The 18,460-nt window shown below is 38.6% G+C and carries 14 protein-coding genes; 4 read left to right on the forward strand and 10 right to left on the reverse strand.

What is annotated here, in order from left to right:
• Both QBE53_14735 and QBE53_14740 read right to left on the reverse strand, forming a co-directional pair.
• Complete coding sequence (locus QBE53_14735; GenBank protein ID WZL81041.1) at positions 1 to 726, reverse strand: sugar phosphate isomerase/epimerase; 726 nt, start codon at positions 724 to 726, stop codon at positions 1 to 3.
• Positions 727 to 753: 27 nt separating this feature from the next.
• Positions 754 to 1,833, reverse strand: coding sequence for a Gfo/Idh/MocA family oxidoreductase (locus QBE53_14740; protein ID WZL81042.1), 1,080 nt, complete (start codon positions 1,831 to 1,833; stop codon positions 754 to 756).
• A gap of 144 nt (positions 1,834 to 1,977) precedes the next feature.
• On the opposite strand from QBE53_14740, the gene QBE53_14745 reads away from it, so the two are divergent.
• Positions 1,978 to 2,904, forward strand: a complete 927-nt coding sequence (locus QBE53_14745; protein WZL81043.1) for an AraC family transcriptional regulator — start codon at positions 1,978 to 1,980, stop codon at positions 2,902 to 2,904.
• Here QBE53_14745 and tadA read toward each other — a convergent pair.
• Entirely contained in the window at positions 2,867 to 3,343 is a 477-nt protein-coding gene (tadA, locus tag QBE53_14750; GenBank protein WZL81044.1) for a tRNA adenosine(34) deaminase TadA, read from the reverse strand. The genes QBE53_14745 and tadA overlap by 38 nt on opposite strands.
• Before the next feature lie 194 nt (positions 3,344 to 3,537).
• On the opposite strand from tadA, the gene QBE53_14755 reads away from it, so the two are divergent.
• Positions 3,538 to 3,972 (forward strand): hypothetical protein, encoded by a 435-nt coding sequence (locus QBE53_14755; GenBank protein WZL81045.1) that lies wholly within the window; start codon positions 3,538 to 3,540, stop codon positions 3,970 to 3,972.
• Positions 3,973 to 4,005: 33 nt separating this feature from the next.
• Positions 4,006 to 4,731, forward strand: coding sequence for an anaerobic ribonucleoside-triphosphate reductase activating protein (locus tag QBE53_14760; protein ID WZL81046.1), 726 nt, complete (start codon positions 4,006 to 4,008; stop codon positions 4,729 to 4,731).
• A gap of 5 nt (positions 4,732 to 4,736) precedes the next feature.
• Here the strand turns inward: QBE53_14760 and QBE53_14765 are convergent, their stop codons facing one another.
• Positions 4,737 to 8,930: an AAA domain-containing protein gene (locus QBE53_14765; protein ID WZL81047.1), complete on the reverse strand. Its 4,194-nt coding sequence runs from the start codon at positions 8,928 to 8,930 to the stop codon at positions 4,737 to 4,739.
• A gap of 148 nt (positions 8,931 to 9,078) precedes the next feature.
• On the opposite strand from QBE53_14765, the gene QBE53_14770 reads away from it, so the two are divergent.
• A complete protein-coding gene (locus QBE53_14770) occupies positions 9,079 to 9,630 on the forward strand; it encodes a GNAT family N-acetyltransferase (GenBank protein ID WZL81048.1) in 552 nt (183 codons plus the stop codon).
• Between the two features lie 242 nt (positions 9,631 to 9,872).
• Here the strand turns inward: QBE53_14770 and QBE53_14775 are convergent, their stop codons facing one another.
• The 6 genes from QBE53_14775 to QBE53_14800 all read right to left on the reverse strand — a co-directional run bounded on the left by QBE53_14775 (position 9,873) and on the right by QBE53_14800 (position 18,351).
• Positions 9,873 to 11,567: a methyl-accepting chemotaxis protein gene (locus QBE53_14775; GenBank protein ID WZL81049.1), complete on the reverse strand. Its 1,695-nt coding sequence runs from the start codon at positions 11,565 to 11,567 to the stop codon at positions 9,873 to 9,875.
• Between the two features lie 137 nt (positions 11,568 to 11,704).
• Positions 11,705 to 12,529 carry a carbohydrate ABC transporter permease gene (locus tag QBE53_14780; GenBank protein ID WZL81050.1) on the reverse strand — a complete coding sequence of 275 codons (825 nt, stop codon included), beginning with the start codon at positions 12,527 to 12,529 and terminating at the stop codon, positions 11,705 to 11,707.
• A 10-nt stretch (positions 12,530 to 12,539) separates the two neighbouring features.
• Positions 12,540 to 13,433, reverse strand: a complete 894-nt coding sequence (locus QBE53_14785) for a sugar ABC transporter permease (GenBank protein WZL81051.1) — start codon at positions 13,431 to 13,433, stop codon at positions 12,540 to 12,542.
• A 68-nt stretch (positions 13,434 to 13,501) separates the two neighbouring features.
• The gene (locus QBE53_14790) at positions 13,502 to 14,857 is read right to left on the reverse strand and encodes an extracellular solute-binding protein (GenBank protein WZL81052.1); all 1,356 of its coding nucleotides are present in this window, start codon (positions 14,855 to 14,857) and stop codon (positions 13,502 to 13,504) included.
• A gap of 136 nt (positions 14,858 to 14,993) precedes the next feature.
• Positions 14,994 to 16,574, reverse strand: a complete 1,581-nt coding sequence (locus QBE53_14795; protein ID WZL81053.1) for a response regulator — start codon at positions 16,572 to 16,574, stop codon at positions 14,994 to 14,996.
• Entirely contained in the window at positions 16,564 to 18,351 is a 1,788-nt protein-coding gene (locus tag QBE53_14800) for a histidine kinase (protein WZL81054.1), read from the reverse strand. Before QBE53_14800 ends, QBE53_14795 begins: the two co-directional genes overlap by 11 nt.
• Positions 18,352 to 18,460 lie beyond the last annotated feature (109 nt).

Raw genomic sequence — 18,460 nt, forward strand, 5'->3', positions numbered from 1 at the left:
TTACACCTCTTTCAAATAATTAACGGAACGTTTCATCGCTTCTAACGGATCTATGTCCATCGTTTCTTGTTCATAAACAAACGCACTTTTATCTGCTGTCTCAACCGCTTTTTTAAAATCAATAACACCTGCATCTGCGGTTACATTTTTCTTAGTCTGCATATTTTCCATCTGCTTTAAGTGAATAATCGGCGAACGATCTTTTATTTTTTCCAAATATTGAATCGGATCAATGCCTGCATATGCCACCCAGTATAAATCCGGTTGTTGGTACAAATTCCCGGGTTCTACATTCTCAAACAATCGGTCCAATAAATACGTATCTTGGTCTTTGACAAACTCATGTGCATGATTGTGATACAAAAGCTTAATATTATAATTTTTTGCTACTTCACCGATGTGATTTAGCTTCTGTGCGAGCACTTTGACATCCTCGATTGTTTTTATATCATAGTATGGACACACGATAAATTCACTGCCAAGTTCTTTTAAATACTCCATCTCACCTTTTGGATTCTCCTCTAAACGTTCAATGGATACATGTGATGAAAGACAAGTTATATTCAATGCCTCTAAGGCTTTTCGTAGTTCCTTGGCACTATATCCCCCGTAACCGGCAAATTCAACTCCGCTATAGCCCATCAATGCAATCTCGCGCAAAGTATGCATATATGCCTTTTCCATAGCATCCTTCACCGAGTATAGTTGTGCATATATTGATTTCATAATATCCTCCTCTTAGTTCAACGCCTCTTAATCAAACTCGATTGTTTTTCCTGTGCGAGCGGATTCATAGATAGCTTCTAAAATCTCTGTAACCACAAGCGCTTGTTCAGGCTTAACAACAAGTTCACTTCCATGAATAACCGCATCATAGAAAGTTTTGGCTTCAATCACTTCCGGCTTATCATCTCCGCCTTCATAGAAGTCTACACCATCCGCTCCAAGCGCCGGTTTTTTCTCAACAAGTTTTCCAAGGTCCGCCATGTTAAAGCGTAATCCATCGCGCATATCGGCACCTGCTTTGGTTCCGCAAAGAGTAGTCTTGGCTTCACCACTATCTAAAGTATTAAGCGCCCAGCTGGATTCTAAAATAATTGTTGCCCCATCTTGCATGGTGATAAAACCAAAAGCTGAATCTTCTACTGTAAACTCTTTTGGATCCCAGTCACCAAAAGCATTACCTGTCTCTGTTTGGTCCCCAAGTTTTTTATAGACACTTCCTTTGACACTTTTAACTTTGTAGTTATCCATCAACCATAAAGTTAAATCCAGTGCATGCGTTCCGATATCAATTAACGGTCCTCCACCTTGCTCTTCTTCGTTTAAGAACACGCCCCATGTTGGGACTGCACGTCGGCGTACCGCATGTGCTTTTGCAAAATATATCTCACCTAAATCGCCTCGTTGGCAAGCTTTGTGCAAATATCGGCTATCTTCACGATATCGGTTTTGATATCCAACCGACAGAAGATTACCTGTCTCTTTTGCTGCTTGTAACATGGCTTTTGCATCTGCAGCTGTTTTTGCCATCGGTTTTTCACATAACACATGTTTGTTCGCATGAAGCGCATCGATACTGATATCTTTATGGGATTTATTCGGTGTACAGACGTGAATGGTTTGAATCTCTTTGTCCTTAAGTAATTCTTTGTAATTCGTATACACCTTCGCGTCCTTAGTTCCAAATTCTTTTGCCGCCTTAACTGCACGTTCTTCTATAAGGTCACAAAATGCAACTACTTCCACTTCCTCCACTGCTGACAGCGCAGGTAAATGCTTTTGCATTCCAATTCCACCACACCCAATGATACCTACTTTAACTTTTTTCATTGTAAAACCTCCTTGTTCTTCTAGTGTTGCATATATTATTTATAATATTAAGTATAGTCATCTCCATTGTTTTATACTATAATGAATCTATAGAAAAATACCACAAATTTGTCATAGCTTATGAATATACGAAAGGAAATTTTTATGATTGGTTTTTATGAAGATGAAAAATTTGTTGAAAACGGTATCGCTTATCCCTTTAAATCTCACCTTCAGGAATCTGACGGACGCTCGACAATGGTCGGTGCTCATTATCATACCCATATCGAGATTCTCTACTGTCTATCAGGACAATTTCGCGTTATTTTAGATGGAATTGATTTTTTAATTGATCGCGGAGATATGATGATTATCAATTCGATGGAGGTGCACCATGTCTTTGCTCTATCCGAAGAAAAAAATCAATATATCGTTATCCGCTTCAAACCTGAACTTTTATACTCCACTCCTGAGAGCATTTTTGAGACAAAATATGTTCTTCCTTTTACCTTAAAGTCCGCTACCCACCAAAAGCGGTTCCCTGCCAGAGAAATCAACGATACCTTCATTCCTGACCTACTCGGTCAAATCCTTCAAGAAGATGCCGAAAAAAAATATGGCTTCGAACTTGCCATTCGAAATCATATCGGGCGTATATTTTTATGGATTTTGCGAAGTTGGAACGAAAAAAGTATTGAGCTAAATCTAGACCACAGCTTAAATGCGCAGAATATCCAACGTTTGCAAAAAGTTTTTGATTATGTAGATGCGAACTATATGCACCTAATCGACGTCAAGGAAGTCGCCCAACTGTGCAACATGAGTTATAGTTACTTTTCTCGTTTTTTCAAAGCAAAGATGCATCAAAACTTTAGCGATTATGTGAATTTTATGCGTATCACCAAAGCCGCCAACCTCCTTACAACGACAGATGAAAGCGTTACAGATATCGGATTATCTGTGGGCTTTTCTACAACAAGCTACTTTATAGAACAGTTTAAATCTTTTAAAGAATTAACCCCTCTTCAATATCGTAAAAACTTTATTGAAATGGTTAACGCAAGCGTTTCTTCTGCTCACGAAGTTCCTTGAAAAATTCCTGGAGAATCCCCTTGCACGCATCATGACACACATCATAAGTGACCTCTACTTGATGATTATACCCCGGTTCATTTAACAGGTTCACTACCGAACCGGCACTTCCTGCTTTGGGGTTCATCGCTCCAATAACCACGCGTGGAATACGCGCCTGCACAATGGCCCCTGCACACATGGGACAGGGTTCTAGCGTAATATACATCGTCGTCTCTTCAAGACGCCAATCCCCTATATACGCCATCGCTTCTTGCATAGCAAGAATCTCCGCGTGGGCTAGTGTCGACTTATCTGTATTGCGTCGGTTATACCCGCGCCCTATAATTTTATCTTCATGTACAATAATGGCACCGATAGGAACTTCATTGAGTGCATAGGCTTTTTTCGCCTCATCAAGTGCTGTATTCATATAGTCTATGTCTTTTTCTTCATTCATTGATTAACCTCATTATTTCTTGTTATTTTCCCATATTACTGTCCTTATTGTAATGTAAATTTTAGATGCCGTCAAAATTTTTTATTTTTTTTGGATTGTCATCCCAATTCCCTTGAATTCCATTTACCCGCATGGTAAAATATACCTAGTTATTGTTGAGGATGACTATTTTTTCATTGAGAGGAGAGAATTAATTGGAGAATTTTACCATTGTTAAGCGCGGATATGACCCCGAACAAGTCGACCATCACATATTCTTACTAAATGAAGAACTCAAACAACACAAAGCTAATGCAGAAGCTGTAACCAATGCCATGGTACATGCAGAGATGACTGCCCGCAAGATTGTTGAGGACGCTGAAAAAAAAGCTGACACTATTGAAGGGGATGCCCATCAGCACCTTGCCGCTCTTGAACGCAAGATTAAGCATATCCGAATGAAACTCGACGCTTTTCAATCTCAATATAATCAACTCATTCACCGTTATGTTATCTCGATGAACAATGATGATTTTAGTAATTTATATGCTTCCCTTGATAAAATTACAAAATCCCTCCACACAAAGCGCTCTGACACCGATCATTCTGTGATTGAGATGAATTATGAACAAAGCGCAAATGACTATTAACCACTCTATACCACAATAAACAACGGAGTTATTATGTATATAACAGCAATAAATAAAACAACACTACTTGATTATCCGAATCATCTTGCTTCCACCCTTTTTTTACAAGGGTGTAATTTTTTGTGTCCATTTTGCCATAATCGTGAATTAATAGCCCCGGCAAACACATGTGCAGACCAAAACAATATCCAAGGGACTATTTTATCTACGCTTCGCAAGCGCCGTCATCTTATTGAAGGTGTCTGTATCACCGGAGGAGAACCTACACTTCATAAGGATTTAGAAGGATTACTCCATCAAATCAAGGCTCTAGGGCTTAAAGTCAAGCTTGATACCAATGGTTCCAATCCAAAGATGCTGTCTAGGTTACTGGATAATCAACTCCTTGATCATGTCGCTATGGATATAAAAAACAGTCCAAGCGAATACGAAAGAACATGTGGATGCTCCATCGACATAGACGCTATCGCTTCGAGCCTTAAATTACTAACCAAGTATAGGCGTATCGATTTTTCCTATGAGCTTCGCACCACTCTCATCAGCGAATTCCACACTTATGCACAGCTTGAAGCCATCACCCAATGGATATCCACCTTAGGCGTCGCTCCATCAACACCTTGGCATCTACAAAAATATGTCTATAGTCCTATGCAGATTAACCCGACCGTATACCATTGCATTGAAAAAGAGACCCTCACTCCATGGCTTGAGTCCCTTTCACAAATACATCCGACGCTATCGCTTCGCGGATATGAATAAATCTATTATGGATTAAACTTAATAATGCTTTCAATAATATACTCATAATCGCGATACGCAAAAGTATCGCCTATTTTTTTATTGAGCAATTGGCACTTAAATCCATTCAACTCCTCTTCTGTCTCTCCATCAATATGTACTTCAAACACTTCTTCTGAAGCCTTATCAATCAAGCGCACTTTGTCCTGATACCAACACACCGCCTCTTCCGACTGTTGAGCCAGATGATATAAAGTTGTCTGTTCGGCCTTTTGCGATACCTGTGTCGGCAATTGTGCTTTTTGGTCTAGGTGATGCTTAATCTGCTGAATAACTTGTTCTCTATTTTTCCACCAATCATAACTCCAGACCCGCAACACATCCCAGTCTCTTGTTTGATAAAAACGTTGTCGATAAATATCACGTTCTAACAGACTTTGTCCACTTTGATAGACTGCGCTATCTGTCTCTAGACCAAGAATATAGGCCTGTCTATTTTCATCCCATATAGCCGCATCGATTTGATAGCGTCCTCGTCCGATATAATTATCCACACAAAATCCTTCTTGACGAAGTACGACACTTAATTCTTCAACAAATCCTTCTGTCTCATCTTTTGGTTTTGCTTCAAATTCAGACATTCGGTGCAGTAATAAATCCTGTCGCTCCTTATTTTGCTCGGAGACTTCTTTGGCATACTGCAGGTATTGTTTGAACAGTTTTGCTCCACGATTTTTTGTCTTTGAAACGGTCAACGCCTCCGGTTCAATGGATGTAATGACATAGCATTTTTTCTTTGCACGACTAATGGCTACGTTGAGTCGGTTCTCACCACCGTCTTGCGAAAGCGATCCAAAATTCATTGAGATCTTCCCGGCTTCATTGGGTGCATATCCCACCGAAAAAATAATAATATCCCGTTCATCCCCTTGGACATTTTCAATATTTTTTACAAATATAGATACATCTTCTTCTTTACGGCGCCGCTGTCGTTCTTCCATATAAAGGGTTTTGAAGGTTTCATCAATTTGGCATCTCGTCTCTAAAAGGTCTTCAATCAAGTCTTTTTGACTAATATTAAAGGTAATAATTCCAATGCTTTCATTATTGTTGCGTGTTCGAAGCAATTGGTCCACTAATTCCACGATACGATTGGCTTCGACGTTATTGCGGCGCTGTTCCCATCGTCCGTCAACTTTAATGCGTTCAATCGGTGCGGTCTTATCAAAGTTACACTTGACACGATTTGGCGATACATTAAGTCGACCACTATAGAAAGCATGATTAGAAAACTGAATCAATTCTTCAAATTCCGAACGATAATGATAGTTTAAATGAACTGGCGTGTACGTTACCTTAGCAAGATCTAGCAAACTTTCTTCTTCAAGGGCTGCCGCCGTTTTTATATCTATTATCTCTTCTTCTTCGTCATCCACACGCGCCATAAATGCCGATGTAGGTCGAAGCTGCTGATCATCTCCTGCAATAACAATCTTAGCTCCACGGTATATGGTTGGTATGGCGTTTTCTACAAACATCTGCGAAGCCTCATCAAAAATAATCACATCAAACAAGTTATTCTGCAGCGGAAGTATCTCTGATACAGTTTCCGGGCTCATCAACCAACAAGGATAAAGCGTAAACAGCAAATTGGTAAACTCAAAAATAAGGTTACGAATAGGCCATAAGCGTCTCTTTTTTTCTGCCTGACGGCGCATCTCTTTGTAGTTGGCATCACCTAAAAATATCTGCATTTGATCATTCCAGTAGCTATGGATAATCTTTGCGGTCTGACGTTCATTTTGTTCCATCAAATCTTGAATCCCATCCGTAATCTGATTGAACTGATGATAATAAAGATAAAACGCATTAAATTCCTCAGTCTTTTCAATGACCTGGATATGTTCTAGGACAATAAATTCTAGAAGATTATCCAGCATAATTTCCATATATTTTACATCTTGACCGTGGGTAAATGCATATTCCAAAAGCCTAACATCAATATCTTCCAGACCAAAAATACTGACGGTAAGTTCTTGATAATAGGCATAATTTTTAATACTTGCTTCAATGTTTTTGACTTGGTCAAAAAAAGTGCTTGGATTCATCATTGCCTCAGATACCTTGCGCTTGCCATCTTTAACAAAACCTTCCATGAGCTTAGACACTTCTTGACCCATAGCATTTAAGACCTTCGAGTGTTCGCTAAAGTACTGGATGTATTTTTGTTGCTCTTGTTCAAATCGTTGGCGATTCCCATTGCGCTCTTTTGTTTTTGCTGCATGCTTAACCCACTTGGGTAAATTCCACCAGCTGATTTTTTCTTCTGCAACAAGTGCTTGATTCATCTCTTGATTATAATTTTTTGCCAAAAGGTCTACAAGTTCTTGGGTTAATGGCTTTTGCTCCGCGCAATATTCCCTGGCTAGAATTTCATAAATTTTTGAATCTAGTGCAGCTAGGGTTTCTTTATACGTCATAATGTGATGACAAACCTTGATAAGCTGGTCCTTCTCCATAAAATCCAGATTATCTTTAATCGATGTAAGATAGGGGTAGTTGTCCACAAGGGTAGCGTATTTGTGATATGTATCCACAATGTAGGGTTGCTTATTCAACTTTTCAAAAGAACGGTTGAGCTCATCATAGGTATAATGCATGAACGGATTATCTTCACGAAAAGCTTTATAATATGGATATCTAGGGTCTTCCTGGCTAAATATACCTTCTGATTTGTTATACATCTGTTGAAGGGTGATACCAAATGGACGCTCTCTGATCAGTTCATGTTCAACACATTCTAATTGTTCAATATGTTCATTAATCTTTGCTGCATTGTCCTCAAAAAATTGTCGGTTCTCAATGCCTTCAATATCAAAGCCTTGTTCTACTTGTTGACGTAGCTTATCATAGAAGCTTTTCTTATCTTTATTGGCATCATGAATGAGCATCATCTTTGACTGAATCCCTGCGAGACGATTATACAGTACATCAAGCGCTGCCCGTTTTTGTGATACTACAAGAACGCGTTTACCTTTTGCAAGCGCATCTGAGACCATATTACTAATGGTTTGTGACTTTCCTGTTCCAGGTGGTCCATAGATAACCATTTGATCCGTTTGCGCAAGTGTGGATAATGCAGTCTCTTGACTGTAATCTACAGGCATCATCGTATACAGGCTTTGACGATAGGTATTCGTCAATGCCACTGTATCTATTTCTTCATCTCCTGTATTCGTTAAAAGCGTAGAGAGGCTATGGTTCATCGTCTCGGCTCCATCAAGTGCTTCTAACGCCTCATAATCGGCATAGATTGCATTGGATATCGGAAACTGTCCCATCACAAGGTAAGATTTGATAAGCAATTCTCCCGGTGCATACTCAGGTAGCGTTGCATTGGTATATCCGCGAAGCGTTTCATATTGAATTCGATCATCAACAGTCACCATCCCCATCTGCTCCAGCTCATTACGCACAAATTCTTCAATCGCTTCCGACTTAATTGATGAAAGGTCTAATGTATCATAGTCCTTGATTACCGATTGATGGCACTTATTCGCAGCAAATAAAAACACCTTATTCACCATGGCGTCTCTAGCTTCACTGTTTTTTATCGACCAAGTATTACCATGTACTTCAAGCTCCACAGGAAAAAGAAAAAAAGGTGCTCGAACGAAGCTTCCATCGCGAAAGCGCCCCTCCACAAACGGGAATCCGATGGATAGTTCATACTTTCCAGTTTCCTTTTCAATAGCCAATGTCTCACGATGTAGATAACTCAGGTGATTTGACAGCATCAACGCCGTCTCATAGTCTTGTTCAATCTTCTTTTTTTGCGACTCTTGATGTAACTGATATTTTTCTTCGATTTCCTGATGGCGCTGTCTTAATATGTGCTCTTCATCCTTAGACAGACCTTCTTGCTTTTTCATCATCGATGATAAGGCGCTAAATTCTTGTTCACGTTCCAACGTAATCGCCTCTTCAAGCGCTTGCAATCGTTTTTTACGAACTTTATACGGATCTTCAAGAATCACCATTGATTTTGACATATCCCCAAGAATATACTCCGCCAAAGATGTGACATCAAAATTTTGCTCGATAAAGCTACGATACAAGTCAAAACTTCTTTTTTTATGTACCTTCCTAAGTATGAGACTGCGATTGCGACCGCTTATGTTTACAAGTCGGTCTTTGTACGTTTTTAATACCTCTTGCATTTTTATCCTCCCATATTGTTTTTCTACATTCAAAAACACTTTCTTTTAGTATACCTATATACGGATTAATCTACAAGAAAATCTTGCCAATGTGTTGGAAAATGATATACTAAATAGAGAAACATATATCGACCTATAAGGAGATCGTATGCGAAAAGTACAGTTAGAATCCCCTCGTCTTATTATAAAAACAATTACGCCTTCTCAAGCTTCAAAAGTCTTGGCATTTTATATGGAAAACAAGGATTTTTTCGAACCCTTTGAGCCTTATCGTCCACCGTACTTTTATACCAAACAACATCAGCGTCAACTCCTTCGCTGGGATTTACAGGGATTAGCCGAATCTTCTATGGTAAGGTTTTGGCTATATAAAAAAGAAGACCTTGCCCATCCCATCGGAAGCATATCCTTGTCCAATATTTTTCGTGGGGTTTTTCAATCGTGTAATATCGGCTACAAAATTGATTGTCAGCATACACGTCAAGGATATATGGAAGAAGCCATGATTCAAGTCATTGAGTATGCTTTTTTAACATTGGATCTTCATCGTATTGAAGCCAACGTTATGCCACGTAATACCCCTTCGTTAAGCCTTGTAAAAAAGCTCGGTTTTCACGAAGAAGGCTTAGCTAAGCAATATTTAAAAATTAATGGTCAGTGGGAAGACCATCTACATATGACACTCTTAAACGAAACTTAATGATACTTTTATACAATTTACAAATTGTTCATAAAGTATACATTTTGTATACACAACTATATTGTATTATTTATCTGTAAGAATTAGTTACCTCTTACATATTAAATACTCTCCCCCTCATCCTTTACAATAGCACCAAGCTTCGAGCTTAGGTGCTCTTTTTTTGTATAAAAAACCAGCCATACAGGCAATCCCTACCGATATAAAGCTTCGGTCAGTACTGCTGTATGGCTGGTTATTAATTAAATGTTAAAGTATCCTACCTTTTCATCTAGGCGGTTTGCACTGTTTTGATTCTGCGTTGTTCGAGTCAACACATCATCCGATTTCATAGCAATATCCGTTAGTTTTTCTGCAATGAGTGTCGTGCCTTCTGCCCCTTCTATAGAGGCTCTAGAGATTTCATCAATAGCTAAGCGAATCTGTCGAATCGTCTCTACCAACTGTAACGCCACATGATTAATCTCCATCACCACTGTTTGCACTTGATCTGAGTCTTGGTTATATTGGTCACTGGTTTTTACAAACACTTGGTAATCCTTTAACACCTGTGTATCGACAAATGCTAATAGTTCCTGTGAATCTTGAACCATGCTTGTTACCGTATCCGATACATTACTTGTGATTGCATTAATTCTAGATACCGCTTTGTTGGAATCTTCTGCTAACTTGCGAATCTCATCTGCCACCACTGCAAATCCTTTTCCTGCCTCACCTGCACGTGCAGCTTCTATCGCAGCATTTAGTGCCAGTAGGTTGGTTTGGGATGTAATCGCCATGATTGTCTGAGATAATTCGCGTATTTCTTCAATTGCATCGGCTTTTTGAATTGAATCTCGAAGTTGTTGATTTGTCTTTTCATAAATGCCGGTTGCACTATTATATGAATTGAGGGTTTCTTCTTTCAGTAAATCTGCCCGCTTTTTAATTTCCTTTGCCAGCGTTTCACCTGAATAGGTCTTATCCTTCATCTGCTCAATGCGTTCTTCGATTTCAGTCGCTGATGCATGCATCTGTTGTGTCGATGCCGATGTCTCATCCATCCCTGCGGATAGCTCTTCTGTTGTTGCAGAGATATCTTGAATACTTGCATGGACAATTTCCATATCTTCAAACGCTTCTGTCGCAGAGCCCTTTAACTTCTGAGACTCTTGCTTAATCTCATCTAAGACACCTGTAATCTGAGTTTTCATAATATCTGCTGAGCGTGCAATCTGTCCGATCTCATCTTTTCTCATGGTCAATTTTGGGGGAAACTCAATATCAAATCGCCCTTGCTCCATAGATTGCATGCGTTCTTGAACCATATACAATTTTTTGGCGATAAGGCTTCCAAAAAGATACATAAGCACACTACTGATTATAAGCAATACAAACGCTGCTATTCCAATTATTAGCATAACCTGATCAATCGCCTTAGAAACTTGCTCTGTATAAACTCCCACAAACCACATGCCTATTATTTCCCCAGCATTGTCTTTAATGGGAACATATACCGTGTGCGAGGATCTGCCCAGAATATCTGCCATGCCAGAGTATAGTTCTCCTTGCTCTAGAACTTTTTGGACGACCGCTTGGGAAGCCTGGGTTCCTACTTGGCGCTGCCCATTAGCATCTGAGACATTGGTAGTTATACGTGTATCGCCTTGGAAAATTGTGACTAATATATCCGCTCCATTGGTAATTTCATCAATAATTTCTGTATTGTCATTGATGACGACGTCCCCTTTATAAAGCTTATCGTCTATAATGCTCCAATCGCCCGGATAAATTGTGTCGATAAGATGCAATCCTACACCCGAATAATTTTCCAGTTCTTGTGTTTTTTCTCGCATAATTAAGGCATTCATTTCATTATGCATAAAAAGAACAATTGCTGTTGTCAGTGCGACAATAATCCCGGTGGTAATTAAACTGATTTTCCATTTGATTTTCATTTTGGCACTTCCTTTCATAATTATGAAATAAAATACCCTCTCTGGTTTTCCCATCGCAATACCTGCTGCCATTTCTCACAAGTTATATCGGATGGTTTTATGAAATCCTAAAGTTTGCATGAAAAAAAATACAAATTCTATCCCTTAACCGCTCCTGCCATCAAGCTTTGCTGTACTTGATTACTAAGGAGGAAGTAGATGAGGATAGTCGGTAATGTTGCGATAACCATACCTGCGCCAATCAGTCCCCAATCCGTTGTGTATTGTCCCGCAAAAGACATAATCCCTACCGGTAATGTCCGATAAGTTGAACTATCAATTAAAGTGTTCGCAAAAATTAATTCATTCCATGTCCCTAGGAATGTAAAGATGGATGCCGTCGCAATTGCCGGACGCATAATGGGAAGAATAATGGTAATAAAGCTGCGAAAGATTCCACACCCATCAATATAGGCCGCCTCTTCCATCTCGCGTGGTATCGCTTTATAAAACCCGGTCAAAATCATAATGCTCATAGGGATACCAAAAGCGATATAAGGAATAAGTAATCCTAGGTATCCTCCCTTTAGTCCCATCCAGTCCATCATTTGAAATAAGGGCAACAAGGTCGCCTGAATCGGAATCATAATCCCAAGGGTAAAGATGGAAAAGACAAGGGTCTTATGCTTCCAATGCATTCTTGCAATAGCGTATGCCGCCATGGCTGATAAGATGCCTACAAAAACAACCGTCAACCCAGAGTAGATGACGGAGTTCATAAAGTAGCGTAAGATGCCTCCATCATTAAGGGCGGTTGTATAGTTTACCCAACGCCATGTCTCAGGTAATCCCAAAACATTGTCTCCAAAAATCTCGTTATTGGTTTTTAATGAAAAGGTAATCAGCCAATACAAAGGAAAGATTTGGGTTAGAGCAATTATGATTAAAAGTAAAAATTGCAGTTCTTTTTTTAGTTTTTGCATACTTTCCTCCTTATAATGATGAAGCGTTTTCTTCAGCACGCTTAAAAATCCGACTAATAATCAAACTAAACAATAGACATTCAATAACAATGAAAAAGGCCTGGGCACTTCCATATCCATATAAGCTCTTCCTAAACAAGTTGGTATACATCAGTGTTGAAGGTACCTCTGATGCATGGTTAGGTCCGCCACCTGTCATGACATAAATTAAGTCGAAGGAACGTAGGGCTCCGGTTAAAGCAAAAATCATACAGGTTTTGATTACAGGCGACAATAAAGGAATGGTAATCTTTAGTGTCGTCTTGAATTTTGTCGCACCGTCAATCTGGGCCGCCTCATAGTAATCGTTTGGAATCGATTTGATACCTGCATAAAAAATCAGCATATGATATCCAATATATTGCCATACAGCGGGCACAACGGTTGCATAAAAAGCTGTCTTTGGTTGTGCCAGCCAGGCGTACTCAAAATCACTCCCACTAATTGTGCGAATGAGAATATTCAATAGTCCATAGTCACTTTTGAAAATACGCATCCATAATTGTCCGATAACCATACTCGATATAACCACAGGTACAAAATAGATGGTTCTAAAAAACTTTTCTCCACGTACACCACGCGAAAGAATAAGTGCAAGGGTAAACGAAATCGGTAATTGAATGAATAGGGATGCCGCCACAAGTATAAAAGAGTTCTTCACTGAGTCCGGAAAATATCGATCTTTTGTAAATAACTCAATATAATTTGAAAAGCCTAGGAATACTTTTTCACCTATACCATTATAATCATAGAGACTATATACACCTGTTGTTATGATGGGGATGATAACAAAAGCAATAAAAATAAGCAATGCCGGCAAAACAAAGATGGCAACATACCATTTATTACTAAGAATTCTGTCCATTGTATAACCTCCGTTATTTATAAATGGGGATTATCGCCCAAAAGCGATAATCCCCACAGCTCATTTGCTTATTGATTGATTGCACTTTCATGGTCTTCTATAAATGCTTCTATATCAAAACCATCCGCAAATAATGTCTGTACAAGCTCATTGTGGATTGTTGCAGGTTCTGAATCAAGAGAAGTGTCCCACGCAAGAACACCGGTCTCGCCTTCACTTAACAATTCTTTGATTTGAATGAACAATGGGTTTAATCCGCTTTCATCAAAGTCACCTGTCCAACCTGAGAATCCCGTTCCTGTCTCATAAGCCGCTTGTCCCATTTTTTCATTAATATAGATGGCAAATTCTGCAGCTTCTGCTGGGTAACTTGTCCCTTTATTCACCCAAAAAGATTCAATAAATCCACCGGCATAGTCCGAAGGATTACCTTTGCCTTCAATGATCGGAATATTAACGGCAACCACTTGGTCTGGATCAATTGTTGCTGTTGTATCGGTATACACTTGGTTCGCAAACCAGCTACCCATAAGGCGCATAGCCGCTTTTCCTGTAATAAATGCACTATTGGCATCATCATTTCCTGATTCAAGAGGGTTTTTGCCAAAGGCTCCCATGTCATAAAGTTCGCTAACTTTCTTAGCCGCCTCTTCATATCCTTGGGCTGTAAATGGCTTTTCACCTCGAAGCATTGCATTCACATCGTCACCACCAACTTCACGTAACGCCATTGCCTGATAAATAAATGCTGCATTCCAACCATCTTTGGCTCCTGCTGCAAAAGGTGTAACATCATCAAGTGCTAATAGCTTTTCTGAAGCACTTACAAGTTCTGCATAGGTTGTTGGAATCTTCGCACCCGCTTCATCAAATAAAGCTTTGTTGGCAAATAACGTCATATACCATGAAAACATGGGTACGGAAAACGTTTGACCGTTGTACTCAAATGCACCTGTTGATCCTGGTAAAATTCTTGCTTTAACATCATCCGTCAAGTAATCATCTAATGGTAATAAAGCATCTGCATTAACAAGTTTTCTTGCCATTCCTGCTCCCCAGTAGTAGAAGACATCAATACCGCTGGCACTACCTGCAAACTCTGCTGCAATTTTAGTTTTATACGCTTCGGTGTCTAGTGTTTCTGTATTAATCACTACGTTTGGATGTTCTGCTTCATAAGCTGCAACCGCTTCATCATAAAGCTTTTTTAATTCATTGGTATCATTAGACCACTGATGCCAAACGTTTAGTACAATCTCTTCGTCCGTTGTTGCTTGTGAATCATCGGAGGTCTCTTCATTGACCGCTGCATTATCTGTTGTGCTCTCGTTCAAAGATGCATCATTATCTGCATTAGTACATCCAATAATTCCTGTCATCATGGCAACGACAAGTAATAACGTTATGATTTTCTTTACTTTCATATGTATCTCCTCTTCTTTTATCATCATATGCTACAATCGCTATGTTTTATCAAGCATGCTTAATGTTGATGATGTCATTATACGGCAGAAGAGATAGCAACTCAATTGACTATTTTGTGGTTAATGGTCACTTTTTTTACTCTCTGGATTCTTTATACTGTTTGACCGTCATCCCGATTTGTTTTTTAAAACAAATACTAAAGTAATGGGCGTTGTTAATGCCGATACGCTCGGCAATCTCATAAACTTTCAAATCGGTTGTATTAAGTAATCGAATGCTTTCATCAATACGCTTCTTCATAATATACGCCGTTAAGGATTGCCCCGTCTCTTGTTTAAACACACGACTCAGATAGGAGTCGTTGACATATATTTTTCCGGCAACATAGGCTAGTCCCATCTGCGGATCATAGATATCGGCTTCAATAACCTCTAACGCTTGTTCAATAACTTGTTTGCCTTTTTTAGGCTTTAAACGTTTGTTGTACTCCATCATCGCCTTTAATGTATCACGAATAATAACTTCCATCATAGCAATCGTCTCAATATTATCCACTCTCTGGTCAAAATCATGATACTTGCCAAGCGTTGCCAATGACTTACCATGCTTATGTAACACCGGCTCTGCTTTAGTTAGAATATTAATGGTCATAAATTTGAGCCACTGTAAATCCTGATTGCCTGATTTGCGAATTTGCTGAATATAATTATCGACAAATGCTTCGACTTGAGGTTCGAGACCATTTTGCACGGAAAACAAAAAATCGTCCCAATCCATAGCCGCTATATTTACCGTCTGCTTGCATCGAAGGTAATCCTCATACAAAATACATCGCGCCTCATCTAACATCATCCGCGCATGTAAAGCTTTATTCGCTTCTTGATAGGCTTGATGTATCCCTTCGTAACCTTTACACATCTGACTAATGCCCACATCAACTTTTGTGTTCAATAGATGTCCCACTTTGTCTCGCACCATATTCATCCGCTGAACAATAAGCTCATAATTTGGCAAGGAAAAATAGAGGATCAGATTCCCCAGATAATGTATAAAGGCAATTTCTTCATCAAGTTGCATGGCTTCAATAATATCAAGAATTTTATAATGATAGTTTTTTTGCTGTTCTTCATCCAAACTCTGGTCTAATTGGACAATGCAGCAAACGCATTGCCCCATAAGATTACTATATCCATATGTATCTAACTTCGTCTTTGCTTCCGATTTGGTCACGTGGTTTTCTACCAAACGTTGTAAAAAGCTTTGTCGAAGAATTTCTTTGTTTTGATCAACAGAAGCCTTAAGTTGATCAATTTTTTGAACTTCTAACGCATCCGTCTCCATTTTCTGTTTTAGGGTTTGCATCACATCGCTGATATTTTGTATATTAATCGGTTTAAGCAAAAAGTCTTCAACACCTAGTCGGACAGCTTTTTGTGCATATTCAAAATCACGATACCCGGTGATTATAACAAATTTTGTTCCATAGTCCTTGAACTCTTTTTGTGCTTTTTCAATAAACTCTAATCCGTTAATATTTGGCATGTTAATATCGGTCAATACAATATCCGGTCGAGTTAGCGCCATAAGTTCAAGAGCTTTGGATCCCGTCTCTGCTTCCCCAATAATCTCAAACCCATGTTCTTCCCATGCAAATCCTTTTTTTATTAAAACCCGTTCTAGTTTTTCGTCATCTACAATAAGTACTTTAATTGACATGTTGCTCCGCTCCTTCTATGCGCTTAATACGAATGGTAATCTCTGTTCCCTGACCGATTTCACTGTGTAGTGTTACCGGAGAAGATATATCATAATATAAAGAAATCCGTTGTATTAAGCTATATAATCCAAAGCCTGACTTGTTCACTCGATTTTTCCCTTTCAATACTTGTACAATACGCTCTTCGCTCATCCCAACGCCGTCATCATTGACGATAAAAATCATCTCATCTTCATCAATGTATCCTTTTATATATATGTTGCCGTCTCCTTCTCGTTGCTTGATGCCATGATAGACAGCATTTTCAATAACCGGTTGTAAAATCAGCTTTAACATCTTATTGGCTTTCATTTCTTCTTCAATATCATAGTGCATCTTAATGCGATTATCATAGCGAATATTTAGTATGGTCATATAATTTTTCACACTACTTAGCTCATCTTCAACCGTTACCACTTCTTTTCCGCTATTTAGACTGTTGCGATAAAAATTCCCAAGTGCCTGAATCAATTGAAAGCAGTTCTCATTATCTTCAATAAGAGCCAATGCAGAAGCCGCATCTAATGTGTTATATAAAAAATGTGGATTGATCTGAGCAAAGATAAGATCCAGTTCATTTTTTGCTATGATTTTTTCTTCTACCTTGATTCGGTCAATATATTGTTTAATCGCATAAATCATATGATTATTTACACGCTTTAGAGATACAATTTCATTTTCAAAATCCGACGGAATGTCCATCGGAACAAATTCGCCACGTTCTACTCGCTGCATATGTTTTTGAATTTTTGTTAACGGATTAAAAATCAGTCGCGTAAGGGCTATTGCACTCAAAAATACAATAAGTGAGTTAAAAATTAAGAATCCGATAATGGTTGACCAATAGGTATTTTGCATAATATTTTTACTATCTGTCTGCATCACACTAATAATCTTCCAATCATTAATGCCCAAATCTTTTTGAATAAATATGGCATCTTTTCCCATGAATTGAATAGGTTCATAAGATGTGACTGCATCGATTCGATTCCTTATCGTATGATATAATTCTTCTTTATGCTTTGTCGGTGAGATAATAAACTCCCCCGCGCCATTGACGATTGAAAAATTAAGGTTCCCATCTTGCGACACTTGTTCAAAGTATTTCTGAATAACCGATTCATCCATCATAATTAATAATGTCGCCAAATATTCATAGGTATTTACATCACCAACTTCGCGAACATATGTAATATAATTTTGCTCCGGTCGGCTTGTATACTGAATAATCTCTTCACTTTGATGTATAAAAAATCCATCGCCGTTGGCTTTTTCCATCTGTTTGAACCATTGTGTGTTTTTGTAATTTTGTGTATCAACTGCGATAGGACCTACTTTATAAGATTTATAATGACTGCCGTATGCATCAATGAGTACGACACTTGATATATATTTTCCTGACAAAATCATATTGGAAAGACTGCTTTGGACTGTTTGTAGGGTCGATGAAGAGATGTTACTTCCTTGAATAGACTTTAAGCTTTGCTGAATGTCCTTATCAAAGTATATAACATTGGAAAATTGCGTAATATTTTCAAAAATCAGTTCTAAGTTCCCCTCAAGAACGTTAATCGTCTGTAATCCCGCTTCTGCAATTTCTTTTTCCGTATTGCGCTCAAATACAGCATAAATCACTGTGATACCTATAAAAAAGGTTATTGCTAAAAGATTGATATATAAAATAATAATTTTTGTACGTATTTTCATATGTCGAATTCGCCGTAGTAAACGTTTCATCCTATCACCACATTTCTATCGTGTTTCTTTATATTATACTATACTTATTTTTTTCTGTGCATGAAGATAGGTTATTATTTTTACCACTAAGGTCACTATTTTGACCTTT

This window comes from Vallitaleaceae bacterium 9-2 (assembly GCA_038396585.1).
Classification (GTDB): Bacteria; Bacillota; Clostridia; order Lachnospirales; family Vallitaleaceae; genus UBA1351.

Coding starts and splice junctions, on each gene's coding strand:
- QBE53_14735 (WZL81041.1), bottom strand. CDS start 726: ATGAAATCAATATATGCACAACTATACTCGGTGAAGGATGCTATGGAA.
- QBE53_14740 (WZL81042.1), bottom strand. CDS start 1,833: ATGAAAAAAGTTAAAGTAGGTATCATTGGGTGTGGTGGAATTGGAATG.
- QBE53_14745 (WZL81043.1), top strand. CDS start 1,978: ATGATTGGTTTTTATGAAGATGAAAAATTTGTTGAAAACGGTATCGCT.
- tadA (WZL81044.1), bottom strand. CDS start 3,343: ATGAATGAAGAAAAAGACATAGACTATATGAATACAGCACTTGATGAG.
- QBE53_14760 (WZL81046.1), top strand. CDS start 4,006: ATGTATATAACAGCAATAAATAAAACAACACTACTTGATTATCCGAAT.
- QBE53_14765 (WZL81047.1), bottom strand. CDS start 8,930: ATGCAAGAGGTATTAAAAACGTACAAAGACCGACTTGTAAACATAAGC.
- QBE53_14770 (WZL81048.1), top strand. CDS start 9,079: ATGCGAAAAGTACAGTTAGAATCCCCTCGTCTTATTATAAAAACAATT.
- QBE53_14775 (WZL81049.1), bottom strand. CDS start 11,567: ATGAAAATCAAATGGAAAATCAGTTTAATTACCACCGGGATTATTGTC.
- QBE53_14780 (WZL81050.1), bottom strand. CDS start 12,529: ATGCAAAAACTAAAAAAAGAACTGCAATTTTTACTTTTAATCATAATT.
- QBE53_14785 (WZL81051.1), bottom strand. CDS start 13,433: ATGGACAGAATTCTTAGTAATAAATGGTATGTTGCCATCTTTGTTTTG.
- QBE53_14790 (WZL81052.1), bottom strand. CDS start 14,857: ATGAAAGTAAAGAAAATCATAACGTTATTACTTGTCGTTGCCATGATG.
- QBE53_14795 (WZL81053.1), bottom strand. CDS start 16,574: ATGTCAATTAAAGTACTTATTGTAGATGACGAAAAACTAGAACGGGTT.
- QBE53_14800 (WZL81054.1), bottom strand. CDS start 18,351: ATGAAACGTTTACTACGGCGAATTCGACATATGAAAATACGTACAAAA.